The organism is Pseudomonas triticicola (genome assembly GCF_019145375.1).
Taxonomy (GTDB): Bacteria; Pseudomonadota; Gammaproteobacteria; order Pseudomonadales; family Pseudomonadaceae; genus Aquipseudomonas; species Aquipseudomonas triticicola.
In genome coordinates, this window is record NZ_JAHSTX010000001.1 from 4,582,658 (window position 1) to 4,606,201 (window position 23,544).

At 58.6% G+C, this 23,544-nt stretch carries 20 protein-coding genes; 12 read left to right on the plus strand and 8 right to left on the minus strand.

Translation table 11 applies throughout. The features are described 5' to 3' along the window. Window positions 1–7: 7 nt before the first annotated feature. Window positions 8–322 (plus strand): tetratricopeptide repeat protein, encoded by a 315-nt coding sequence (locus tag KVG85_RS20170; protein WP_217864774.1) that lies wholly within the window; start codon window positions 8–10, stop codon window positions 320–322. A 57-nt stretch (window positions 323–379) separates the two neighbouring features. Here the strand turns inward: KVG85_RS20170 and KVG85_RS20175 are convergent, their stop codons facing one another. After that, window positions 380–1,267 (minus strand): lysophospholipid acyltransferase, encoded by an 888-nt coding sequence (locus KVG85_RS20175; protein ID WP_024014955.1) that lies wholly within the window; start codon window positions 1,265–1,267, stop codon window positions 380–382. Between the two features lie 41 nt (window positions 1,268–1,308). Further along, window positions 1,309–1,866 carry a DNA-3-methyladenine glycosylase I gene (locus KVG85_RS20180; protein ID WP_217864775.1) on the minus strand — a complete coding sequence of 186 codons (558 nt, stop codon included), beginning with the start codon at window positions 1,864–1,866 and terminating at the stop codon, window positions 1,309–1,311. Between the two features lie 81 nt (window positions 1,867–1,947). Between KVG85_RS20180 and glyQ the strand changes: the two genes are divergently transcribed. From glyQ to KVG85_RS20200, 4 genes are all read left to right on the plus strand, one after another. Further along, window positions 1,948–2,901 (plus strand): glycine--tRNA ligase subunit alpha, encoded by a 954-nt coding sequence (gene glyQ, locus KVG85_RS20185; RefSeq protein ID WP_003187265.1) that lies wholly within the window; start codon window positions 1,948–1,950, stop codon window positions 2,899–2,901. Continuing rightward, complete coding sequence (glyS, locus tag KVG85_RS20190) at window positions 2,898–4,952, plus strand: glycine--tRNA ligase subunit beta (RefSeq protein WP_217864776.1); 2,055 nt, start codon at window positions 2,898–2,900, stop codon at window positions 4,950–4,952. The genes glyQ and glyS overlap by 4 nt, the downstream gene beginning before the upstream one ends. Window positions 4,953–4,956: 4 nt before the next feature. Next, entirely contained in the window at window positions 4,957–5,496 is a 540-nt protein-coding gene (gmhB, locus tag KVG85_RS20195) for a D-glycero-beta-D-manno-heptose 1,7-bisphosphate 7-phosphatase (RefSeq protein ID WP_164488352.1), read from the plus strand. A gap of 83 nt (window positions 5,497–5,579) precedes the next feature. After that, window positions 5,580–6,359 (plus strand): lysophospholipid acyltransferase family protein, encoded by a 780-nt coding sequence (locus KVG85_RS20200; protein ID WP_217864777.1) that lies wholly within the window; start codon window positions 5,580–5,582, stop codon window positions 6,357–6,359. Window positions 6,360–6,524: 165 nt separating this feature from the next. On the opposite strand, the gene KVG85_RS20205 is transcribed toward KVG85_RS20200, so the two are convergent. After that, window positions 6,525–8,060, minus strand: a complete 1,536-nt coding sequence (locus KVG85_RS20205) for a sensor histidine kinase (protein WP_217864778.1) — start codon at window positions 8,058–8,060, stop codon at window positions 6,525–6,527. A 164-nt stretch (window positions 8,061–8,224) separates the two neighbouring features. Here KVG85_RS20205 and KVG85_RS20210 point away from each other — a divergent pair, with 164 nt between their 5' ends. Next, window positions 8,225–8,944, plus strand: a complete 720-nt coding sequence (locus KVG85_RS20210; protein ID WP_064365207.1) for a response regulator transcription factor — start codon at window positions 8,225–8,227, stop codon at window positions 8,942–8,944. A 46-nt stretch (window positions 8,945–8,990) separates the two neighbouring features. Beyond that, complete coding sequence (locus tag KVG85_RS20215) at window positions 8,991–10,181, plus strand: CgeB family protein (RefSeq protein WP_225926697.1); 1,191 nt, start codon at window positions 8,991–8,993, stop codon at window positions 10,179–10,181. A gap of 69 nt (window positions 10,182–10,250) precedes the next feature. On the opposite strand, the gene gyrB is transcribed toward KVG85_RS20215, so the two are convergent. The 4 genes from gyrB to dnaA are packed head-to-tail and all read right to left on the minus strand — an operon-like array spanning window position 10,251 to window position 16,458. Then, complete coding sequence (gene gyrB, locus KVG85_RS20220; protein ID WP_024014948.1) at window positions 10,251–12,668, minus strand: DNA topoisomerase (ATP-hydrolyzing) subunit B; 2,418 nt, start codon at window positions 12,666–12,668, stop codon at window positions 10,251–10,253. Window positions 12,669–12,673: 5 nt separating this feature from the next. Continuing rightward, complete coding sequence (gene recF / locus KVG85_RS20225; RefSeq protein ID WP_016772389.1) at window positions 12,674–13,777, minus strand: DNA replication/repair protein RecF; 1,104 nt, start codon at window positions 13,775–13,777, stop codon at window positions 12,674–12,676. A gap of 14 nt (window positions 13,778–13,791) precedes the next feature. Next, a complete protein-coding gene (dnaN, locus tag KVG85_RS20230; RefSeq protein WP_016772390.1) occupies window positions 13,792–14,895 on the minus strand; it encodes a DNA polymerase III subunit beta in 1,104 nt (367 codons plus the stop codon). Window positions 14,896–14,934: 39 nt separating this feature from the next. Next, entirely contained in the window at window positions 14,935–16,458 is a 1,524-nt protein-coding gene (gene dnaA / locus KVG85_RS20235; RefSeq protein ID WP_217864779.1) for a chromosomal replication initiator protein DnaA, read from the minus strand. Between the two features lie 566 nt (window positions 16,459–17,024). Between dnaA and rpmH the strand changes: the two genes are divergently transcribed. The 5 genes from rpmH (at window position 17,025) to mnmE (ending at window position 20,949) form a co-directional block, all read left to right on the plus strand. After that, window positions 17,025–17,159, plus strand: a complete 135-nt coding sequence (gene rpmH / locus KVG85_RS20240; protein WP_003213577.1) for a 50S ribosomal protein L34 — start codon at window positions 17,025–17,027, stop codon at window positions 17,157–17,159. A 16-nt stretch (window positions 17,160–17,175) separates the two neighbouring features. After that, a complete protein-coding gene (rnpA, locus tag KVG85_RS20245) occupies window positions 17,176–17,577 on the plus strand; it encodes a ribonuclease P protein component (protein ID WP_024014946.1) in 402 nt (133 codons plus the stop codon). Next, window positions 17,570–17,815: a membrane protein insertion efficiency factor YidD gene (yidD, locus tag KVG85_RS20250; RefSeq protein ID WP_027901580.1), complete on the plus strand. Its 246-nt coding sequence runs from the start codon at window positions 17,570–17,572 to the stop codon at window positions 17,813–17,815. Before rnpA ends, yidD begins: the two co-directional genes overlap by 8 nt. A gap of 2 nt (window positions 17,816–17,817) precedes the next feature. Further along, complete coding sequence (yidC, locus tag KVG85_RS20255) at window positions 17,818–19,500, plus strand: membrane protein insertase YidC (protein ID WP_212617533.1); 1,683 nt, start codon at window positions 17,818–17,820, stop codon at window positions 19,498–19,500. 81 nt (window positions 19,501–19,581) lie between these two features. Further along, entirely contained in the window at window positions 19,582–20,949 is a 1,368-nt protein-coding gene (mnmE, locus tag KVG85_RS20260) for a tRNA uridine-5-carboxymethylaminomethyl(34) synthesis GTPase MnmE (protein WP_186568696.1), read from the plus strand. Window positions 20,950–20,991: 42 nt separating this feature from the next. Here mnmE and KVG85_RS20265 read toward each other — a convergent pair whose 3' ends face one another. Beyond that, on the minus strand, window positions 20,992–23,427 hold the full coding sequence (locus KVG85_RS20265; protein WP_217864780.1) for a TonB-dependent siderophore receptor: 2,436 nt from the start codon (window positions 23,425–23,427) through the stop codon (window positions 20,992–20,994). Between the last annotated feature and the right edge of the window lie 117 nt (window positions 23,428–23,544).

Below are 23,544 nucleotides of genomic sequence, written 5' to 3' on the forward strand. Positions count from 1 at the left end.
GAATAAAATGCTCGAATCCCTGGAAAAAATGCTCGCCAAGGGTGTGGATAACGCTCTGTTGCGCTTCGGTCTGGGCAAGGGTTATCTGGACTTGGGTGAAAACGCCAAGGCTGCCGAGCATTTTCAGCGTTGTGTCGCTTTCGATCCGAAATACTCGGCAGCGTGGAAACTGCTGGGCAAGGCGCAGCTGGCGCTAGGCGATCACGCCGCTGCGCGTCAGGCCTGGGAACAAGGCCTGGAAGCGGCCCGCGCCCACGGTGACAAACAGGCCGAAAAGGAGATGACGGTGTTCCTGAAGAAGCTCGAGCGGCAGGCGTCTTGAGCTATCGATAGCGCAAGGCGAGGCCGTCTGCACTGACCGTCCCCCAAGCGATGTTGTTCAGTACCAGCGCGCCTCGCCCGGCGGACGCTTCTTGAAGCGTTTCATGCTCCACATGTACTGGCTCGGATACGCCGCGACGTAACGCTCGACCACTTTGCTCATCGCCGCGCAGGACTCGGCGGTATCGGTGCTGTACATGGCTTCTGGCGCGGCTTCGAGGATCACTTTGTAGCCCGAGCCGTCAGGCAGGCGCAGGGCATGCAGGAACACACCGACCGCTTTGCCGCCGGCCAGCATGTTCGGCACGAATTTGCTGGTCAGTGCCTGAGTGGCAAAGAACGGCACGAAAATCCCGGCGGATTCGGCCGGTTCCGGGTCGGCGGGGATGCCCACGGCACCGCCCTTGCGCACTTCCTTGATGACGCTGAGAATGCCTTCCTTGGTCGACGCCGCGACCTTGTTGCCCAGCTGCACACGCTGTTTGCGCAGCAATTCATCCACTGCCTTGAGCTTCGGCGGACGGTAGAAAATGATCGGTTTGCACTGGCTGCAATAGAAGTGGTTGAGCACTTCCCAGTTGCCGAGGTGGCTGGTGATGCCGACCACGCCTTTGCCCGAGGCCAGCGCGTCTTTCAACACATCGAGGCCTTCGACTTCGCGAACCAGATCGATCGAGCGCTGCGCCGGCCAGATCCACGCGCAGGCGCTTTCGGTCAGCGACTTGCCGATGTCTTTCAGACTCTGCCCGACCAGACGCTCACGTTCGGCCGCATCCATCTGGGGAAAACACTTGGCGAGGTTGATCCGCACCACGTCGCGGGAACGGTTTGGGGTTTTCCACATGATCCAGCCGATCGCCGAACCCACGGCCTGCACGGCCCGCCATGGCAGCAGGGCAAACAGCCGCAGAGCGCCTACCAGCAAGGCGCCTTTAAACTTTTCCACAGGTCACTCCTGATCTTTGTGCTGTGCGCGAGCCGGGCATTCTAACCGGCGTTGGCGAGCTGCGCGTAGCGGTCGCAATCCTGGGTGTGGTCCATGACCATGCCCGAGGCCTGCATCAGCGCGTAGCAAATGGTCGGACCGACGAAGGTGAAGCCGGCTTTCTTTAGCGCCTTGCTCATCGCCAGCGCTTCGGGGGTGATCGCCGGAACTTCGCTGCGATCCTTGAAATGATTGATGATCGGTTGCTCGCCAACAAACGACCATAGAAATGCCACCGGATCCTCCAGCGCCAGCCACGCCTGGGCGTTGCGCCGGGCGGCGTTGAGTTTCAGGCGATTGCGGATGATGCCCGGGTCGAGCATGAGTTCGTCGATTTCGGCATCGCTCATCTGCGCCACGCGCTGCACGTCAAAGCCGAACAGCACCTCGCGATAGCGCTCACGTTTGCGCAACACGGTGATCCACGACAGTCCGGCCTGGAACCCTTCGAGCAAAAGCAACTCGAACAAACCCTGCGCATCGCGCAGCGGCGTGCCCCACTCCTGATCGTGATAAGCCATGTACAGCGGATCTTCGGTACACCAAAAGCAGCGTGGCATAAGGCTCCAGGGGGCGTGCGCAGCAACGAATCGGGTATACTCCCGCTCTTTAAATCGCAGCCCAAGAAACAGGTGAATTTCGTGAGCCAGCCTACGCCAGCCGTGCGTACCTTCCAAGACTTGATCCTCGCGCTCCAGCAATACTGGGCCGAGCAAGGTTGTGTGGTACTTCAGCCCTACGATATGGAAGTAGGCGCCGGCACTTTCCACACCGCGACCTTCCTGCGCGCCATCGGCCCGGAAACCTGGAACGCCGCGTACGTTCAGCCAAGCCGCCGTCCGACTGACGGCCGTTACGGCGAAAACCCGAACCGTCTGCAGCACTACTATCAGTTCCAGGTAGTCCTGAAGCCGAACCCGGACAACTTCCAGGAGCTGTACCTGGGCTCGCTCAAGCATGTCGGCCTCGACCCGCTGGTGCACGACATCCGCTTCGTCGAAGACAACTGGGAATCGCCGACCCTCGGCGCCTGGGGTCTGGGCTGGGAAGTCTGGCTCAACGGCATGGAAGTCACCCAGTTCACCTACTTCCAGCAAGCGGGCGGCATCGAGTGCTACCCGGTGACCGGCGAGATCACCTACGGTCTCGAGCGTCTGGCGATGTACCTGCAAGGCGTCGATTCGGTCTACGACCTGGTCTGGGCTGACGGCCCGTTCGGCAAAGTCACCTACGGCGATGTGTTCCACCAGAACGAAGTGGAGCAGTCCACCTACAACTTCGAACACGCCAACGTCGACAAACTGTTCGAGCTGTTCGACTTCTATGAAAGCGAAGCCAAGCGCCTGATCGAACTCGACCAGCCGCTGCCGTTGCCAAGCTACGAAATGGTGCTGAAGGCGTCGCACACCTTCAACCTGCTGGATGCGCGCCGGGCGATCTCGGTGACCGCGCGTCAGCAATACATTCTGCGCGTACGCACCCTGGCGCGTTCCGTTGCGCAAGCCTACCTGCTGGCACGCGCCAAGCTGGGCTTCCCGATGGCGACCCCGGACCTGCGTGACGAAGTACTGGCCAAGCTGGAGGCTGCACAATGAGTGCGCAAGATTTTCTGGTTGAACTGGGCACCGAAGAACTGCCACCCAAAGCCCTGAACACTTTGGCTGACGCGTTCCTCGCCGGTATCGACAAGGGCCTGCAAGCCGCCGGCCTGAACTACGAAAGCAAAACCGTGTATGCCGCGCCGCGTCGTCTGGCTGTGCTGATCACAGCGCTGGCCACTCAGCAGCCGGATCGCAGCATCAACCTCGATGGCCCGCCACGTCAGGCCGCGTTCGACGCTGACGGCAATCCGACTCAGGCCGCCCTCGGTTTCGCCAAGAAGTGCGGCGTCGAGCTGAGCGAAATCGACCAGAGCGGTCCGAAACTGCGCTACAGCCAGAACATCGCCGGCAAGCCGACTGCGAGCCTGCTGCCGACCATCGTCGAAGATTCGCTGAACGACCTGCCGATTCCGAAACGCATGCGTTGGGGTGCGCGCAAGGAAGAATTCGTGCGTCCGACCCAGTGGCTGGTGATGCTGCTCGGTGATCAGGTCATCGACTGCACGATCCTCGCGCAGAAGGCTGGCCGTGAATCCCGTGGTCACCGTTTCCACCATCCGCAAGCCGTACGCATCGGTTCGCCGTCGAGCTACCTCGCCGACCTGCGTGCCGCTTACGTATTGGCCGATGCCAACGAGCGTCGCGAGATCATCAGCAAGCGCACCGAAGAGTTGGCTACCCGTCAGGAAGGCACGGCGATCGTACCGCCGGCGCTGCTCGACGAAGTGACCGCGCTGGTCGAATGGCCGGTGCCGCTGGTGTGCTCGTTCGAGGAACGCTTCCTCGACGTGCCGCAGGAAGCGCTGATCACCACCATGCAGGACAACCAGAAGTACTTCTGCCTGCTGGATGCCGACGGCAAGTTGCTGCCACGTTTCATTACCGTGGCCAACATCGAAAGCAAAGACCCGCAGCAGATCATCGCCGGTAACGAGAAAGTGGTGCGCCCACGCCTGACCGACGCCGAGTTCTTCTTCAAGCAGGACAAGAAGCAGAAACTCGAAGACTTCAACCTGCGCCTGCAGAACGTGGTATTCCAGGAAAAACTCGGCAGCGTCTACGACAAGGCCGAGCGCGTATCGAAACTGGCCGCGTACATCGCCGCACGCATCGGCGGCAACGCCTCGTGGGCTGCCCGTGCGGGCCTGCTGTCGAAGTGCGACCTGGCCACCGAAATGGTTGGCGAGTTCCCGGAGATGCAAGGCGTCGCCGGTTACTACTACGCCCTCAATGACGGCGAGCCGCAGGACGTCGCGCTGGCCTTGAACGAGCAGTACATGCCACGCGGTGCCGGTGCTGAATTGCCGGCGACCCTGACCGGTGCAGCCGTGGCGATCGCCGACAAGCTCGACACTCTGGTCGGCATCTTCGGTATCGGCATGCTGCCAACCGGCAGCAAAGACCCGTATGCCTTGCGCCGTGCGGCGCTGGGTGTGCTGCGTATCCTGATCGAGAAACAACTGGATCTGGACCTGAACGACGCCGTGGCTTTCGCGGTGAATGCATTCGGCGGCAAGGTCAAGGCTGCCGGCCTCAACGAAGCCGTGCTGGAATTCATCTTCGACCGTCTGCGTGCGCGTTATGAAGACGAAGGCGTCGACGTCGCCACTTACCTGTCGGTACGGGCGCTGAAGCCGGGTTCGGCGCTGGACTTCGACCAGCGTGTGCAGGCTGTGCAGGCCTTCCGCAAACTGCCGGAAGCGGCAGCACTGGCGGCGGTGAACAAGCGTGTGTCGAACCTGTTGAGCAAAGTCGAAGGCTCGGTACCGACCGTGGTCGAGGCCAAGTATTTCGACAACGCCAACGAGTTCTCGCTGTATTCGGCAATCCAGCAAGCGGATCAAGCGGTGCAGCCAATGGCCGCGGCGCGTCAGTACAACGAATCGCTGGCACGCCTGGCGGCACTGCGCGAGCCGGTCGACGCGTTCTTCGACGCGGTGATGGTCAATGCCGACGATGCCAATGTGCGGGCCAACCGTTATGCGCTGCTGGCGCGTCTGCGTGGCTTGTTCCTCGGTGTTGCCGACATTTCGCTGCTGGGTTGAGGGATTGCTGTTGAAACTGCTGATTCTCGATCGTGACGGCGTGATCAATTACGACTCCGATGCCTACATCAAGTCGGTGGAGGAGTGGATTCCGCTGCCCGGCTCGATCGAAGCGATCGCGCAGTTGAGCAAGGCCGGCTGGACGGTGGCGGTGGCCACCAACCAGTCGGGCATTGCTCGCGGCTACTACGACCTCGCCACCCTCGAGGCCATGCACGCGCGCCTGCGCGAGCTCGTCGCGGAGCAGGGCGGCGAAGTCGGTTTGATCGTGTATTGCCCGCATGGCCCGGACGAAGGCTGCGATTGCCGCAAACCGAAACCGGGAATGCTGAAAACCATTGCCGAGCATTACACGGTGCCGTTGACCAACGTCTGGTTCGTCGGCGACAGCCTTGGTGACCTGGAGGCCGCCAAAGCCGTCGATTCACAGCCAGTTTTGGTGAAGACCGGGAAAGGCGAAAAGACTCAGGGCAAAACCCTGCCGGTTGGCACTCTGATTTTTGACGATCTGGCGGCGATTGCCGCAGAACTTATCCACAACTAGAGTACTTCTGAATTTCCTGGCCAGGGATTGCTCGGGAGTGCGCTTGAACAGTCGGGCATTGCCCCGTAACGGTAACCGTCGCCATGTCGATACTGCGGGCCTTCAGAATCTTTCTTTTCTACCTGCTGCTGGGCACAACAGCGTTGCTGTGGTGCAGCCTGAGCTTTTTCATCGCGCCGTTTCTGTCCTTCAAGGCGCGCTATCGTTTCATCAACGTTTACTGGTGCCGTTGCGCCCTGTGGCTGACCAAGGTTTTCCTCGGCATCCGCTACGAAATCAAGGGCGCGGAAAACGTGCCGGACCGGCCCTGCGTGATTCAATCGAACCACCAGAGCACATGGGAGACGTTCTTTCTCTCCGCTTATTTCTCGCCATTGAGCCAAGTGCTCAAGCGCGAATTACTTTACGTGCCGTTCTTCGGCTGGGCCATGGCCATGCTGCGCCCGATCGCCATCGATCGCGACAACCCGAAAGCCGCGCTCAAACAGGTCGCGGCCAAAGGGGACGAGCTGCTCAAGGACAACGTCTGGGTGCTGATCTTTCCAGAAGGGACACGAGTCCCGTACGGCACCGTTGGGAAGTTCTCCCGCAGTGGCAGCGCATTGGCTGTGAATGCGGCGCTTCCGGTGCTGCCGATTGCACACAATGCCGGCAAATTCTGGCCAAAAATCGGCTGGGGCAAACAGGCCGGAGTGATCACCGTGGTCATCGGCGAACCGATGTATGCCGAAGGCAGTGGGCCGCGCGCCATCGCTGATCTGAATGACCGTGTGCAGGCGTGGAACGAGCAGACCCAGCGGGAAATGGGTTCGCTGCCACCGGCGCCACAGGCACCGGCCGCGAGTGACCAAATGGCTGTCTGAATTTTGTGGATAACCTGTGTACGCTTTCCCTTCAAAAGACCGTAATCGTTCTCTAACTTGTTGATTAACATGGATATTTCTAAATAGCTAAATTGAACAAAATCCGTGCATAAGTTTTATCGGATGTAAAAAAACCGGCTGTTATAGCCGGTTTTTTTGTGCCGTTCATTCAGCAATCAGCGGTAACTCGATGCGGAATGTGGTTCCCGCATTGACCACGCTGTGACATTCGATCGTACCGCCATGATGATCGATAACGGCTTTTACCATCGACAGACCCAAACCCACGCCGTCGATACCTTGGGCCGAGGAGAAACGCCGATACTGGCTGAACAGGTCAGGCAATTCATCGGCGGCAATGCCCTTGCCCTGATCGGACAATTCGCAGCGCAGCCACTGCCCATCACAGCTGACCGTCAGTTGCACCGTGCTGTCTGCCGGGCTGTACTTGATCGCGTTTTCCAGCAGGTTGAACAGGGCGCGCGTCAGCAATCCCTGATCGGCCAGAATCAGCCGCTCCTGACATTCCTCATCAACTTCGTTGAGTAGCTCGATACGTTTCTGCTGCGCGATGGGCAGGGCCTGATCGAGGACGTCCAATACCAGCATCGCGAACAATGTCGGGCGGAACTGATAGGTCTCGGACTCAGCCCGCGCCAACAAGACGAAACCATCGGTCAGATCCAGCGCGCGGCGCACCTGACGCTCAATCTGCTCGAACAGCGGCGCATCAGCACCCTCTCGATGACGATGTACATCCAGCAGGGCGAGGATCGCCGAATGCGGCGCGCGCAAGTCATGGGAAAGAAAACGCAGCAGGACGCCGCGCTGCTCCTCGGCCGCACGCTCGGCACTCAAATCCGTCAGGCTAAGCAGCCAACCGATCGGTGTATCGCCATCGACCGGCAGCAGCGCCGCTCTTTCCAGGCGCAGACTGCGTTCCTTGTGATCGCGAAATTCCAGCAACGGCAGGGTGGCCAGCGTCGGTCGCGGCGCTGTGGATAATTCCGGATAGCCGAGCCGCGCGAGTTGCTCGAGTACGTCATCGCCCACCAACGGATCTTCGAACAGTTCGCGCGCCTTGCGATTGCCCAGCAGAATCTTGCCCTGCGGATCACTGATCAGCGTCGCCACCGGCAGGTATTCCAGGCCATCGGCAATGAACCGCCGGGTGTCGCGGGTACGGCTCATGGCTTGTTCGAGCGCCATGATCTGGCCCTGCAAACGGTCGGCACCGGTGAAGCGGGTCCGGCGTCGCTCCGGGAAAACTTTCGGCTCGCTGTCCAGACGTGCCAGCTCCCAGCCGAAGTAGGTCAGCACCACGCTCAGGCGTCGCCAGTTCCAGATCAGGTAACCGAACAACACGCCCAGGGCTGCTGGCGTTGGCGACCACCAGTAGCGGACTTCGGCCAGCAGGGCGCTGGCTATCAGCGCACAGGCCATGCCGATCAAAGTGACCCACAGCGCCCAACGCGGCCGCCACAGCAATAATCCCAGCACACCGGCGACCATCGCCACGGACAAAAGCGCGCCGGGCGCTGGTGACGGATTGTGCAGATTGATCTGGGCGCGATAAGACAACAAGGCAGTCAGCGGCAACAGCACTAGACTTATCCACAACCACTCGCGCACCAGCCGCCGGAACAGACGCTGCACCTGGCTCGGCTCACGACTTTCACGTCGACGTTGAGTGTTATGCATGAGGCACAGGGCAGGGCAGTGGGAATGGTTTCATAGGTCTCAGGTCTGAGGCGTAGACCCGAAGAATCATAGCGGACGTCGACATCCGGCGGGCTGCTTCTTTCATCGCGGCCGGGGAGTCGTTATTGTCGACATCCCAGCCCCAGCGACAAGGAACACCGCCGATGCGCGTTGCCATTCTGGACGACGAACCCGCCGAACTGCGCCGGGTCGAGCAAACCCTGGAGCAGATGGCCGAAGCTGGCGAACAGCCGTGGTCACTGCACAGCTTCGAGCGCGGCGAAGACTTGTTGCGCCAGTTGCGCCGGGAGACTTTTGACCTGCTGATCCTCGATTGGCAACTGCCGGACCTCACAGGCCTGGCACTCCTGCGCTGGACCCGCGAACACATGGACGCGCCACCCGCTGCAATTATGCTCACCAGCCGCGACGGCGAGAGCGATATCGTTCAAGCCTTGAATGCCGGCGCCGATGACTATGTCAGCAAGCCGTTTCGCCCGAATGAGTTGAAGGCGCGGGTGGCAGCGGTATTGCGAAGGCATAGCCAGCCGCGCAGCGCGGCGGGTGAAGTGCAGACGTTCCACGATCTGACTTTCGACGATGCGGAACTGACCGTCACCCGTGAAGGCAAACCGATCCTCATGACCGAACGCGAATACCGCTTGGCGCGGTGTCTGTTCAGTAACCTGGGCCGGCCGCTGTCACGAGACTATCTGTACGAGCGCTTCTGGCCGAACGAGGAGACAACGTCCTCGCGGCCGCTGGATACGCACATCTACCGGCTGCGCAACAAGCTCGGGCTAACGGCAGATCGGGGTTGGCAGTTGCTGACGATCTATGGGTATGGATATCGGTTAGAGAGTGTGGCGACTGGGAATGAGTGAGCCACAACGTCTGATAATTAATAAAAAATGAAAAGGTCTGAGGGAATTGACTGGGTATCACGAACAAGCGAAAGCACCTGCCTCCATTGTGGTGTTCGAGGCCAGCGTTATCTCGGGTGACTGTGCCGAGGCCTTGCAGACCCTGGGTTTCAGCGTGATTACTCTGGCGCTGAATGAAGACAATGTCATGGGGTTGATGAGCGCACGGCCCGACTACGTGCTCACGATCAACTTCAATCAGTTCATCAGTGAAGTCTGCGAGCTGCTGAAAATCCCCTACCTCGCTTGGGTGATCGACACCCCGTGTTACCCGATCTACGACAAGGCCATCAACCATTCGCACAGTTTTACCTTCATCTACGACGCGGCAGTGGCGCGGCGGTTGAGGCAGAGCGGGGTCCGTCAGGTCTACCATTTGCCGGTCGCGGCGAACCTGGAGCGCATCGGTCAGATCGATTTTCACAAGCAGGATTCACTAGCAGACACTGACATCAGTTTCGTTGCCAACCTGACCCGCACTGAATATCGAACCTCAATATTGCCGCACCTGTCGGTGCAGACTCGCGAAGGTTGCAGTCGACTGATCGACTCGCTGGATCGGCCCGACGGTTTCTTGAATTTGTCGGCGCAATTGGGTGGTGAGTTGATCAGCGCCATCAAGCAGGAGTCTGGCTACCTACTGGCGGGAGATCGATATCTTTCGGTAGCGGAAAAACTGGCTTACCTGCTCGGTCGCGAGCATTCATGGCAGGAGCGCATTGACGTTGTCCAGCGCCTGGAACAACGCTTCAGGGTTGCCGTGTATGGCAATAATGAGTGGCAAGCCCAGATAGGCAGCTATGTCGGTCATGCCAACCACTTCACTGAGATGCCGAGGATTTTCCAGCGCTCGAAAATCAACCTCAACATCATTCGCTCGTTCGTCGAAACCGGCCTGCCGATGCGTGTTTTCGATGTGCTCAGCTGTGGCGGCTTTCTTGTCAGCAACGACAAGCACGACCTGCACAAACTATTCAACGATGGCCAAGATCTGGTGATTTACCGCGACACCCAAGACTTGCTGGATATCTGCGCTTATTACCTGGAGCATGATGAAGAGCGCCGGGACATTGCGCAGCAGGGGCGGGTGACGCTGGCGCAAAATCATACCTTCATGCAGCGCATGACCGACATGTTGAGCACGGTGCAGAGTGAGCTGCGCGGAGAGCCAGGGGCGTTCAGCCGCTGGTATCGCTGATCTCGTTTTTCCATCCATAAAAAACCCCGGCGCTGGCCGGGGTTTTTCATGCGCGGGTAACAATCTGGATCAGAAATCCAGGTTGGAAACCGCCAACGCATTGCTTTCGATGAAGTCTCGGCGAGGTTCGACCGCATCACCCATCAGGGTGTTGAAGATCTGGTCTGCCCCGATGGCGTCTTCGATGGTGACTTTCAGCATGCGCCGCACGCTTGGGTCCATGGTGGTTTCCCACAGCTGATCCGGGTTCATTTCGCCCAGACCTTTGTAGCGCTGGATGGTGTGGCGCTTGGTGCTTTCGGCCATCAGCCAGTCGAGGGCTTCCTTGAACTCGGTAACGGCTTTCTTGCGTTCGCCACGCTGGATGTACGCGCCTTCGTCGAGCAGGGTGCTCAGCTGCGCGCCCAGGGTGACCACGGTTTTGTAGTCGTTGCTGCCGAAGAAGTCGCGGTTGAAGGTGACGTAGTTCGACAAGCCGTGGGAGATCAGTTCGACCTCTGGCAGCCAGACGCCACGTTCGCGATCCTCACGCAGGCTGGCCTTGTAGACCAGGCCCGACTTCTCGTTGGTACGCAGACGGACTTCGTACTGCGCCAGCCACTCTTGCATCGCCGCGTGGTCGCCCAGGGTTTCAAGGCTGACGGCCGGCAGATAGATGAAGTGCTCGGTCAGCTCCTGAGGGTACAGACGCGACAGGCGCTTGAGGGTCTTCATCACCATGCGGAAGTCGTTGACCAAACGTTCCAGCGCTTCACCGGAAATGCCCGGGGCTTCTTCGTTCAGGTGCAGGCTTGCATCTTCCAGGGCCGACTGCGTCATGTACTCTTCCATGGCGTCGTCGTCTTTGATGTATTGCTCTTGCTTGCCTTTCTTGACCTTGTACAGCGGCGGCTGGGCAATGTAGATGTAGCCGCGCTCGATCAGCTCCGGCAGCTGACGGAAAAAGAAGGTCAGCAGCAGGGTGCGGATGTGCGAACCGTCGACGTCAGCATCGGTCATGATGATGATGTTGTGATAACGCAACTTGTCGATGTTGTACTCTTCGCGACCGATGCCGCAGCCCAGCGCGGTGATCAGCGTTCCCACTTCCTGGGACGAAATCATCTTGTCGAAGCGTGCCTTCTCGACGTTGAGGATTTTGCCCTTCAACGGCAGGATCGCCTGGGTCTTGCGGTTACGTCCCTGCTTGGCAGAACCGCCCGCGGAGTCACCCTCCACCAGGTACAGTTCGGACAGCGCCGGGTCTTTTTCCTGGCAATCAGCGAGTTTGCCCGGCAGGCCGGCGATGTCCAGCGCGCCTTTGCGGCGGGTCATCTCACGTGCCTTGCGCGCGGCTTCACGGGCGCGGGCGGCGTCGATCATCTTGCCGACCACCAGCTTGGCTTCGTTCGGATTTTCCAGAAGGAAGTCGGAGAAGTATTTGCCCATCTCCTGCTCGACCGCAGTCTTCACTTCGGAAGACACCAGCTTGTCTTTGGTCTGCGAGCTGAACTTCGGATCCGGCACCTTCACCGAGATGATTGCGGTCAGGCCTTCACGGGCATCGTCACCGGTGGTGGCGACTTTGTGCTTCTTCGCCAGACCTTCCTGCTCGATGTAGTTGTTCAGGTTACGCGTCAGTGCCGAGCGGAAGCCCACCAGGTGGGTGCCGCCGTCGCGCTGCGGAATGTTGTTGGTGAAGCACAACAGGTTCTCGTTGAAGCTGTCGTTCCACTGCAGGGCGATTTCCACGCCGATGCCATCTTCACGCTGGATGTTGAAGTGGAACACCTGGTTGACCGCAGTCTTGTTGGTGTTCAGGTATTCAACGAACGCACGCAGGCCACCTTCGTACTTGAACAGCTCTTCCTTGCCGCTGCGCTCGTCCTTGAGGACGATGCCGACACCGGAGTTGAGGAAGGACAGTTCACGAATGCGCTTGGCGAGGATGTCCCAGCTGAAGTGAATGTTCTTGAAGGTTTCGCTGGAAGCCTTGAAGTGGATCTGGGTACCGGTGGTTTCGCTGTCGCCAACGATGGCCATCGGTGCCTGAGGCACACCGTGAACGTAAGTCTGTTCCCAGATCTTGCCACTGCGGCGAACGGTCAGGACCAGCTCTTCGGACAGTGCGTTCACTACCGACACACCTACACCGTGCAGACCGCCGGAAACCTTGTAGGAGTTGTCGTCGAACTTACCGCCAGCGTGGAGGACGGTCATGATGACCTCGGCGGCGGAAACGCCTTCTTCTTTATGCACGTCTACCGGGATGCCACGACCGTTGTCTTTAACGGTGATGGACTCGTCCGGGTGGATGATGATGCTGATGTCGTCGCAATGGCCGGCGAGGGCTTCGTCGATCGAGTTGTCGACCACCTCGAACACCATGTGGTGCAGACCGCTGCCATCGTCGGTGTCACCAATGTACATACCGGGACGTTTGCGTACGGCATCCAGGCCTTTCAGCACTTTAATGCTCGTTGAGTCGTACGTATTTTCTTCGCTCAATGCCTTCACTCCCGATGGTCGTGGGTCTGGGTGATACGGCCCTGTTCCACGTGGAACAAAGCGACTGGCGTTTCCGTCTGCCAGCCTTCCCTCAGTAATTCGTGATCTACACAGGTGATGAACACCTGGCAGCGTAAGTCTTCCAGCAAGCGGCACAGCGCGCGACGGTGGCTCTCGTCCAGCTCGGACGGCAAGTCATCCACCAGATAAATACACTGTCCGCGGCGGGCCTGGCTGACCAGGTGCCCTTGGGCAATCCGTAGTGCACAGACGACAAGCTTCTGCTGACCCCGGGACAGGATGTCCGCGGCATTGTGTGCGCCCAATCTGAGACGCAAATCAGCTCGTTGCGGTCCGGCCTGGGTGTGCCCCATCTGCTGGTCCCGTTGCACGGAACCGGCGAGTACGGCGCTCAATTCGCGGTCCTTGTCCCAGCCTCGGTAATAGCTAAGCGTCAAACCCTCAAGCTCAACCAGTTCGCTCAAGGTCTGTTCGAAGACCGGTTTCAAGGCTGTGATGTAAGCGCGGCGGTATTCATCGATTTCAGCGCTGGCCTGGCACAGTTCCCTGTCCCAAACCGCTTGCGAAACGGCGTCAAGTGTACCATGCCGCAGCCAGGAGTTTCTCTGGCGCAGCGCCTTCTGCAAACGCTGCCAAGTGGCCATGAAACGCGGTTCAACGTGGAACACACCCCAGTCGAGAAACTGTCGGCGAATCTTCGGCGCGCCTTCGAGTAGACGGAAGCTGTCCGGGTTGATCAACTGCAACGGCAGGATCTCCGCCAGCTGCGCAGCGCTACGGGCGTTCTGGCCATCGATGCGAATCTGGAACTCGCCCTGACGGTCGCGAGAAATCCCCAGCGCACTGTGTCCGCCTTCAGCCAGTTCAACCTGACCGAATACGGTACAGGCGAGCTGTTCGTACTGAATGACGGGTAACAGCCGCGTGCTGCGAAACGAACGGGCAAGCCCCAGCAGATGGATGGCTTCCAGAACACTGGTTTTGCCGCTGCCGTTGGCGCCGTAAAGAATGTTGATGCGGGGGGAGGGGGAGAAGGTCACCGGGTGCAGATTACGCACCGCGGTGACCGAAACACGACTTAACGACATTCAGGATCAGCTGATTACAGACGCATCGGCATGACAACGTAAGCCGAATCGTCATTGTCGGACTCTTGCACCAGCGCACTGCTGTTGGAGTCGGACAGGATCAGGCGAACCTGCTCGGTGGTCATCACGCCCAGCACGTCGAGCAGGTAGCTGACGTTGAAACCGATCTCCAGCGAGCCGCCGTTGTACTCAACGCCCACTTCTTCTTCAGCTTCTTCCTGCTCCGGGTTGTTGGCCTGGATCTTCAACTGACCGCTGGCCAGCTGCAGACGGATACCGCGGTACTTCTCGTTGGACAGAATCGCCGTACGGCTGAAGGCTTCACGCAACGCCTGACGATCGCCGAGTACCAGTTTGTCGCCACCTTTGGGCAGTACGCGCTCGTAATCCGGGAATTTACCGTCGACCAGTTTCGAGGTGAAAGTGAACTCGCCGGTGGTGGCGCGGATATGGTGCTGGCCGAGGACGATGCTGACATTGCCATCCGGCTCAGTGAGCAGACGCGCCAGTTCGAGGATACCTTTACGCGGCACGATCACCTGATGGCGATCCGGCTGACCGATATCGGCCTGCATCGAGCACATCGCCAGGCGATGGCCATCGGTGGCCACGGCGCGGATCACACCAGCGGAAACTTCCAGCAGCATGCCGTTGAGGTAGTAACGCACGTCCTGCTGGGCCATGGCGAAGCTGGTGCGTTCGATCAAGCGACGCAGCTTGCTCTGCTCCAGGCTGCACGTCAGCGAGCCCGGGCCTTCTTCAACAGTCGGGAAGTCGTTGGCCGGCAGGGTCGACAGGGTGAAGCGGCTGCGGCCGGCCTTCACCACCAGTTTCTGCTCGTCGACCTTGATATCGATCAGCGCGTCGTTGGGCAGGCTTTTGCAGATGTCCATCAGCTTGCGCGCCGGCACGGTGATAGAGCCCGTTTCGGCCGGCTCTTCGAGTTGCACACGACCGACCAGCTCGACTTCCAGGTCGGTACCGGTCAGAGACAGCTGCTGGCCTTCGACGACCAACAGCACGTTGGACAGTACCGGCAAGGTCTGTCGGCGCTCGACGACGCCTGCGACCAGTTGCAGGGGTTTCAACAGGGCTTCGCGTTGAATGGTGAAATGCATGGTCTAGTCCCTTGCCTTAATAAGCTGCGCTGGTGTTCATCAAGTGGTCAGTGTACGCAGCAGGTTCTTGTAGTCCTCGCGGATGTCCGCGTCGGATTCCTTAAGTTCGTTGATCTTGCGGCAGGCGTGCAGCACGGTGGTGTGGTCGCGGCCGCCAAACACATCGCCGATTTCCGGCAGGCTGTGGTTGGTCAGTTCCTTGGACAACGCCATGGCCACCTGACGCGGACGAGCCACCGAGCGCGAACGGCGCTTGGACAGCAGGTCGGAAATCTTGATCTTGTAATACTCGGCGACGGTGCGCTGAATGTTATCCACAGAGACCAGTTTGTCCTGCAACGCCAGCAAGTCTTTCAGGGATTCGCGGATCAGCTCGATGGTGATGTCGCGGCCCATGAAGTGCGAGTGGGCGATTACGCGTTTCAGCGCACCTTCCAGCTCACGGACGTTGGAGCGAATGCGCTGGGCAATGAAGAACGCGGCATCGTGAGGCAACTCGACTTTGGCCTGATCGGCCTTCTTCATCAGGATCGCCACGCGGGTTTCCAGTTCCGGCGGCTCGACGGCAACCGTCAGGCCCCAACCGAAGCGGGATTTGAGGCGTTCTTCAAGGCCTTCGATTTCTTTCGGGTAGCGGTCACTGGTGAGAATGACCTGCTGACCACCTTCAAGCAACGCGTTGAAGGTGTGGAAAAACTCTTCCTGGGAACGCTCCTTGCGAGCGAAGAACTGAATATCGTCGATCAGCAAGGCGTCCACCGACCGGTAGAAACGCTTGAATTCGTTGATGGCGTTCAGTTGCAACGCCTTGACCATGTCGGCCACAAAGCGCTCGGAATGCAGGTACACGACCTTGGCATTCGGATTCTTCTTTAATAAATGGTTGCCCACCGCGTGCATCAAGTGGGTCTTACCCAGGCCGACGCCACCATAAAGGAAGAGCGGGTTGTAACCGTGCTTGGGATTGTCCGCCACCTGCCAGGCCGCCGCACGGGCGAGCTGGTTGGATTTACCTTCAACAAAATTCTCGAAGGTGAACGTGCGGTTCAGGTAACTGGTGTGCTTGAGCGCACCTTCTACCTGCACGGTGCGCTGCTCCGCGCGAACCGGGGCCTGCTGCGAAGCGGCGCCGGCCATCGGGTCGAAGCTGTCGCGGGAAGGTTCTTCGCTGACTTCAGCGGCCTTCTGTGTGAAACGTTTGGCCGGAGCAGGGGCTGGCGTCGGTGCCGGATTGCTCGCTGGCACATTATTGGCCTGCGCCTGAGCAACCTGCGCGGCCGCCAGTGGCGCATTGGGTGCGGCACGAGGTGCCGAGCTGCGTTTGCTGCCTATTAACAAGGACAGCGCCGGCGTCGAGCCATTGCCGTGCTCATCCAGCAGTTCAAGGACGCGGCCCAGGTACTTTTCGTTGACCCAGTCCAACACGAAACGATTCGGTGCGTAAACGCGCAACTCGTCGCCTTCGGCTTCGACTTGTAGTGGACGGATCCAGGTGTTGAATTGTTGGGCAGGCAGCTCTTCGCGCAAAAGCTCCACGCACTGCTGCCAAAGTTCCACTGACACGGATATCCCCTAAGTTGAAAGCCGGTGAGGCAAAAACAAGCGGCCATTGTAGCGGCGAGCGATTCACTTATCCACATGCAGGTAGGTTCGTCACCATCATTTATCAACGCGTTAACGCATTAAAAGGCGACCAACGGCATGTGAATAAGCCCTGTGGATAAACGCCTCTGAGGGCACTGGACAACTGGGGGCTAAACCCGATGGATAACCAGCCTGTGGATAACAGGCCATTCCACGCACAGCTTATCCGATAGCGCAGCACAGGCTGAACACGGTTTTCCACTGTAGTTGTCATTCTCTGTACACCCCGTGAAATAAGGCTTCATGGCAGTTATCCACAGAAGATGGCGTGTCTAGCTTTTACAAGCTTTACAGAAAAGCTTTAAATAATTCCCTTCTTTATTTCTATATCTGGCTGACAGGCGTTCAAGCTAAAAACCTGCCCGGATCTATTTATAGGGAAACGCTGGTTGGAAATTGACCTGAAGGCTTGCTTTCTCTAGAATCCCCGGTCTCTTAAAACGGGGGCCATTCCGGCCCGTTGTGGACGAACCAGGTAACACGACATGAAACGTACTTTCCAACCAAGCACTATCAAACGCGCTCGTACCCACGGTTTCCGTGCTCGCATGGCTACCAAGAACGGCCGCGCAGTCCTGTCGCGTCGTCGCGCCAAAGGTCGTGCGCGTCTGGCAGTTTGATAATCCGGTACTGGAGGTGAGTCAGGACTTCAGTCGGGAAAAGCGTCTGCTTACCCCCCGGCATTTCAAGGCAGTCTTTGACTCCCCTACCGGCAAGGTTCCGGGGAAAAATCTCCTGCTCCTTGCACGCAACAACGATCTTGATCACCCCCGTCTCGGGCTGGTTATCGGGAAAAAGAGCGTAAAGCTCTCCGTTGAGCGCAATCGCCTCAAACGTCTGATGCGCGAATCGTTCCGTCTGCACCAGGATTCACTGGTCGGCTGGGACATCGTTATCGTCGCGCGCAAAGGTTTGGGTGATGTAGAAAACCCCGAATTGATTCAGCATTTCGGCAAACTCTGGAAGCGTCTGGCCCGTAACAAGCCCGTTCCGGCAGTCAAAACCGAAACTGTAGGGGTAGACAGTACCGATGCGTAAACTGGCCCTCGTTCCGATCCAGTTTTATCGCTATGCCATTAGTCCTTTAATGGCCAGTCACTGTCGCTTCTACCCCAGCTGTTCCTGCTACGCGTATGAAGCCATTGAAAATCATGGCCTTCTGCGCGGTGGCTGGCTGACCTTTCGTCGTTTAGGTCGCTGTCATCCGTGGAATCCCGGTGGTTATGACCCGGTTCCACCTGTCCCTACCTCCCGTTCTTCTTCGATGGCCGAGTAATCATGGATATCAAACGCACGATCCTGATCGTCGCCCTGGCAATCGTGTCCTACGTCATGGTTCTTAAATGGAACCAGGATTATGGCCAGGCTGCCCTGCCGACTCAGAATGTTGCTTCCAGTACGACTACATCCGGTTTGCCGGACACCGCCACTGGCACCAATGCTGCCGCCAGTGACGATATTCCGCGCGCCGCCAGCGATACCAGTGCACCTGCCGAAACGCCGGTCGCCGCCAGCAAGGATCTGATTCAGGTCAAGACCGATGTGCTCGATCTGGCGATCGATCCACAGGGTGGTGACGTTGCGCAACTGACTCTGCCTTTGTATCCACGTCGTCAGGATCGTCCTGACGTTCCGTTCCAGCTGTTCGATAACGGCGGCGAACGTGTATATCTGGCGCAAAGCGGCCTGATCGGTACCAACGGCCCGGATGCTAACCCGGCCGGTCGTCCGGTTTATTCCTCGGAGAAGAAGGTTTACCAACTGGCTGACGGTCAGGATCAACTCGTCGTTGACCTGAAATTCAGCAAGGACGGCGTCAACTACATCAAGCGTTTCACCCTGAAACGTGGCCTGTACGACGTTGCTGTCTCCTACATTGTGGATAACCAGAGCGCTCAGCCCTGGAACGGCGCAATGTTTGCCCAGTTGAAGCGCGATGCCAGCGCTGATCCTTCGTCGACCACTGCTACTGGCACCGCGACTTACCTGGGCGCTGCCCTGTGGACAAGTTCCGAGCCGTACAAAAAAGTGTCGATGAAGGACATGGACAAGGCGCAGCTCAAGGAAACCGTCACCGGTGGTTGGGTAGCCTGGCTGCAGCACTACTTCGTGACCGCGTGGATTCCGGCCAAGGGCGAAAACAATATCGTCCAGACCCGTAAAGACAGCAAAGGCAACTACATCATCGGTTACACCGGTCCTACTCTGACCGCTGCTCCAGGTGCGAAAGTTGAAACCAGCGCTGTGCTGTACGCCGGTCCGAAAAGCCAGGCTGTGCTGAAAGAGTTGTCCCCAGGTCTGGAACTGACCGTCGATTACGGCATTCTGTGGTTCATTGCCCAGCCGATCTTCTGGCTGCTGCAACACATCCACGCCATTGTCGGTAACTGGGGCTGGTCGATCATCTTCCTGACCATGCTGATCAAAGGGATTTTCTTCCCGCTGTCGGCCGCCAGCTACAAATCGATGGCGCGCATGCGTGCCGTGGCTCCGAAACTGGCTGCGCTGAAAGAGCAACATGGCGATGACCGGCAGAAAATGTCGCAAGCCATGATGGAGCTGTACAAGAAAGAGAAGATCAATCCACTGGGCGGCTGCTTGCCGATCCTCGTGCAGATGCCGGTCTTCCTGTCGCTGTACTGGGTTCTGCTGGAAAGCGTGGAAATGCGTCAGGCGCCGTTCATGCTGTGGATCACTGACCTGTCGATCAAGGATCCGTTCTTCATTCTGCCGATCATCATGGGCGCAACCATGTTCATCCAGCAGCAGCTGAACCCGACGCCTCCGGATCCGATGCAGGCGAAGGTCATGAAAATGATGCCAATCATCTTCACCTTCTTCTTCCTGTGGTTCCCTGCTGGTCTGGTGCTGTACTGGGTTGTGAACAACTGCCTGTCGATTGCCCAACAGTGGTACATCACGCGTAAGATCGAAGCGGCGACGAAAAAAGCCGAGGCGTAACTTGCACTGTGGATAACACCACTCAAAACGCCCCCTAGTGGGGCGTTTTGCTATCTGCCACTTTTGTCTGGATGCCGCTTTATGAGCACACCCCGTGAAACCATCGCTGCTGTCGCCACTGCTCAAGGGCGCGGCGGTGTGGGCATCGTCCGTATTTCCGGGCCGTTGGCCAGCATGGCGGCAAAAGCCATCAGCGGCCGAGAACTGAAACCGCGTTACGCCCATTACGGGCCGTTTTTCAGTGACGACCGGCAAGTGCTGGATGAAGGTCTGGCTTTGTATTTCCCGGGGCCGAACTCGTTCACCGGCGAAGACGTGCTGGAACTCCAAGGTCACGGCGGCCCGATCGTGCTGGACATGTTGCTCAAGCGCTGCCTGGAACTGGGTTGTCGTCTGGCTCGTCCGGGGGAATTCAGCGAGCGCGCCTTCCTCAATGACAAACTCGATCTGGCCCAGGCCGAGGCAATTGCTGATTTGATCGAAGCCAGTTCTGCCCAGGCTGCGCGCAATGCACTGCGTTCATTACAGGGTGCGTTTTCCCAGCGTGTGCATAACCTGACCGAGCAACTGATCGGCCTGCGTATCTACGTCGAAGCCGCCATCGACTTCCCGGAAGAGGAAATCGACTTTCTTGCCGACGGCCATGTATTGAGCATGCTCGACAAAGTACGCGATGAGTTATCCACAGTGCTGCGCGAAGCAGGGCAGGGCGCGTTATTGCGCGATGGCATGACAGTCGTCATCGCTGGGCGGCCGAATGCCGGTAAATCCAGCCTGTTGAATGCATTGGCCGGTCGCGAGGCTGCCATCGTCACCGAGATTGCCGGCACCACGCGGGATATCCTGCGCGAACATATCCACATCGACGGCATGCCATTGCACGTTGTCGATACCGCAGGACTGCGGGATACGGACGATCATGTGGAAAAGATTGGTGTGGAACGGGCCTTGAAAGCCATTGGTGAAGCGGATCGGGTTTTACTGGTGGTCGATGCGACCGCACCAGAGGCACTGGATCCTTTTGCCTTGTGGCCAGAATTTCTCGAGTCTCGACCGGACCCGGCGAAAGTCACCCTGATCCGGAACAAAGCCGATCTGACCGGTGAAGCGGTTTCTCTGGAAACCAGTGACGACGGCCACGTGACCATCAGTCTCAGCGCCAAGTCCGCCGAAGGCCTCGATCTGCTGCGTGATCACCTCAAGGCGTGCATGGGTTACGAGCAGACTTCGGAAAGCAGCTTCAGCGCACGTCGCCGGCATCTGGAAGCACTGCGTCACGCCAGCGCGGCACTGGAACATGGCCGCGCGCAACTGACCCTGGCCGGGGCAGGCGAATTGCTCGCCGAAGATCTGCGCCAGGCTCAGCATTCCCTGGGTGAAATCACCGGGGCGTTCAGCTCTGATGATTTGCTCGGAAGGATTTTCTCCAGCTTCTGCATCGGCAAATAAAAGAAGGGGCTGTGGATAATTCATCCGCAGCCCCTTTTTTGTTCACCAGTTATAGGACACCGTACCGAGCAAAGTACGATCCTCGCCCCAGTAACAGCGGCCTGCGTCGTTGCATCCCGACACATATTCCTTGTCGAACAGGTTCTTCGCATTCAGATCGACACTCCAGTGTGTATCGATCTGATATCCAACAGCCGCGTCGACCAATGTCACGTCGCCAGCATCCAGTTTTCCGTAGAGAGAAGGCGAAGTATAGGCAAACGCACTGTCGAAATAACGCACGCCCCCCGCCACATACATGCCTTTCAAATCACCGTCGAGGAAGCGATATTTCGCCCAGGCCGACGCTTGATTACGCGGCACGCCGGTCATTTGATGGCCCTTGACCAGCGATGTCGCTGCATCCTTGGTGATCTTTGCATCGGTGTAGGTATAAGCCGCCGTGACATTGAGGTTCTGCGTCAGGTTACTGTTGAGTTCCAGCTCTACCCCTTTGGCGCGGCTTTCACCCACTTGGCGATAGGTCGAAGTCGTTGCATCGAAATAGGTGTCGTCCTTCTTGCGCAGGTCATACACCGAAGCGGTGAAAGCGGTGTCCCAGCCAATCGGTTCGTACTTCAAACCCACTTCGTACTGGCTGCTGGTGATCGGATCAAGCGGCGCTCCGGCGTTGGAAATCTGCTGCACCGGCACGAACGCCGTGGAGTAGCTGACATACGGCGTCATGCCGTTGTCAAACTGATACATCACGCCGCCCTGATAGGTGAACTTCTTGTCCTCGGAGCTGATGTTGCTGCCTCGGGCCACCTTATCGCGGAAGTCACTGTCGACCCAGTCCTGGCGCCCGCCGAGCAGGAACAGCCAGTGGTCGTACTTGCTCTGAATCTGTGCATAAACGCCCTTCATCTGCTGCTCGAGCAAAGTGTTCTGCACGGCAATCGGCGTGGTCGGATCGCGCAGGTAAACCGGGTTGTAGATGTCGATCGGCCCGACAATGCCGGCATTCCAGTCCTGGTTGAACGAGGTGCGATCGTAGCTGGCGCCAAACAGCACGGTGTTTTCCAGATCCCCCGCCTGGAATTTGCCTTCCAGCTGGTTATCCAGCGAATACACCATGGATTTGTTGAAGCGATCATAGGCGGTCATGTTCAACCGCGTGCCGAAGCCGGCGTTGTTCAGATTGCCCGGCCAGGTTTCGTGGCGGGTGATGCGCGACTGCATGTAGCGCGAGTTCTGGCGGAACTGCCAGTCATCGTTGAACGAGTGGCTGAACTCGTAACCGGTGCTCCAGGTTTCCCGTTCGAAGGTATTCCAGTCCGGGTCGCCGAGCATGGTGTCTTTGGACAATTTCCCGTTGGGATTGCTCAGCAACGTGCCGGCGGCCGGCAGGCCAAGCTCCATGTTGGTGTGATCTTTCTGGTAGTTGGCCAGCAGCGTCAGCGTATTGAAATCGTCGAAATTCAGGGTCAGCGAAGGGGCGATATAAATCCGGTCGTCAGGCACGTGCTCGGTCTGGGTATCGGATTTGCGCCCCAGCATCACCACGCGTCCGAGAACGTTGCCGCTGTCATTGAGCGGGCCGGAGACATCCACGCCGATTTGCCGGCGATTGTTCGAGCCATAACCCAATTGCACTTCACCTTGCGGCGCGACAGTCGGGCGTTTGCTGACCAGATTGACCAGACCGCCTGGCGCATTTTCGCCATACAGCAGCGAAGACGGGCCACGGAACACCTCGACCCGCTCAAGTCCGTACGGCTCGGTGCTGGTGTCATAGCGATTGCCCTGCACGCGCAGTCCATCGCGCAGCAAACCGTAGCCGTAATCGGTGGCGTTGAAACCACGGATGTAAAACAAGTCTCCCGCCAGACTGTCACCGGCGGCGAACGGCGGGGCGAAGATTCCCGGTACGTAGCCGAGGACGTCGGTGAGTGTCTGGGATTTCTGATCCTTGATCCGCTGCCCGGTCACCACTGACACCGAACGCGGTGTTTCCGACAGCGGCGTACTGGTTTTCGTACCGATCCGGCTGTTTTGCGCCTTGTAGCCGACGTCGGCGGCGTAATCGAGATTCATTGGATTGCCCAACTGCGCATTGATGTTGGTCGGCGCCAGTTCCAGGGAGTCACCGTTGGGCACGTTCTGCAGAATGAAACTGCCGGGTGCTTGTGGCACTGCCTGTAAACCCGAGCCTTGCAGCAGTTGAGCGAAACCTTGTTCGACGCTGAAGTCGCCGTTCAGCCCGGCACTGCGCAAGCGGCTGGTCTGCTGCGGCGAGAACGACAGAATTACATTGGCGGCAGCGGCGAACTGGCTCAAGGCACTATCCAGCGGGCCGGCGGCAATGGCGTAGCGCTGGGATGCCGACGCCGCGAAAGTGCTGTTGCTGATCACCAGACAGGACGCAGCGCTGGCCATCAATAAGCTGTAAGCAATGCAGTGGGGAGAAAAGCGCTGACGGAAGGTGGGAAGACGCATGTGTGGATTAGCCCTGAAGGTGGCGAAGAGCCGCGTTGATCGCGATTACCTGTAGGGCCGGGTCAGGGCGAAAAAAGATAGCCCTGTTTGCGATTATTTTTCCCAGGCGTTTTTTGA

Coding starts and splice junctions, on each gene's coding strand:
- KVG85_RS20200 (WP_217864777.1), top strand. CDS start 5,580: ATGTCGATACTGCGGGCCTTCAGAATCTTTCTTTTCTACCTGCTGCTG.
- KVG85_RS20265 (WP_217864780.1), bottom strand. CDS start 23,427: ATGCGTCTTCCCACCTTCCGTCAGCGCTTTTCTCCCCACTGCATTGCT.
- glyS (WP_217864776.1), top strand. CDS start 2,898: ATGAGTGCGCAAGATTTTCTGGTTGAACTGGGCACCGAAGAACTGCCA.
- KVG85_RS20180 (WP_217864775.1), bottom strand. CDS start 1,866: ATGCCACGCTGCTTTTGGTGTACCGAAGATCCGCTGTACATGGCTTAT.
- KVG85_RS20205 (WP_217864778.1), bottom strand. CDS start 8,060: ATGCATAACACTCAACGTCGACGTGAAAGTCGTGAGCCGAGCCAGGTG.
- yidD (WP_027901580.1), top strand. CDS start 17,570: ATGCGTAAACTGGCCCTCGTTCCGATCCAGTTTTATCGCTATGCCATT.
- KVG85_RS20170 (WP_217864774.1), top strand. CDS start 8: ATGCTCGAATCCCTGGAAAAAATGCTCGCCAAGGGTGTGGATAACGCT.
- KVG85_RS20210 (WP_064365207.1), top strand. CDS start 8,225: ATGCGCGTTGCCATTCTGGACGACGAACCCGCCGAACTGCGCCGGGTC.
- dnaN (WP_016772390.1), bottom strand. CDS start 14,895: ATGCATTTCACCATTCAACGCGAAGCCCTGTTGAAACCCCTGCAACTG.
- yidC (WP_212617533.1), top strand. CDS start 17,818: ATGGATATCAAACGCACGATCCTGATCGTCGCCCTGGCAATCGTGTCC.
- recF (WP_016772389.1), bottom strand. CDS start 13,777: ATGTCGTTAAGTCGTGTTTCGGTCACCGCGGTGCGTAATCTGCACCCG.
- mnmE (WP_186568696.1), top strand. CDS start 19,582: ATGAGCACACCCCGTGAAACCATCGCTGCTGTCGCCACTGCTCAAGGG.
- rpmH (WP_003213577.1), top strand. CDS start 17,025: ATGAAACGTACTTTCCAACCAAGCACTATCAAACGCGCTCGTACCCAC.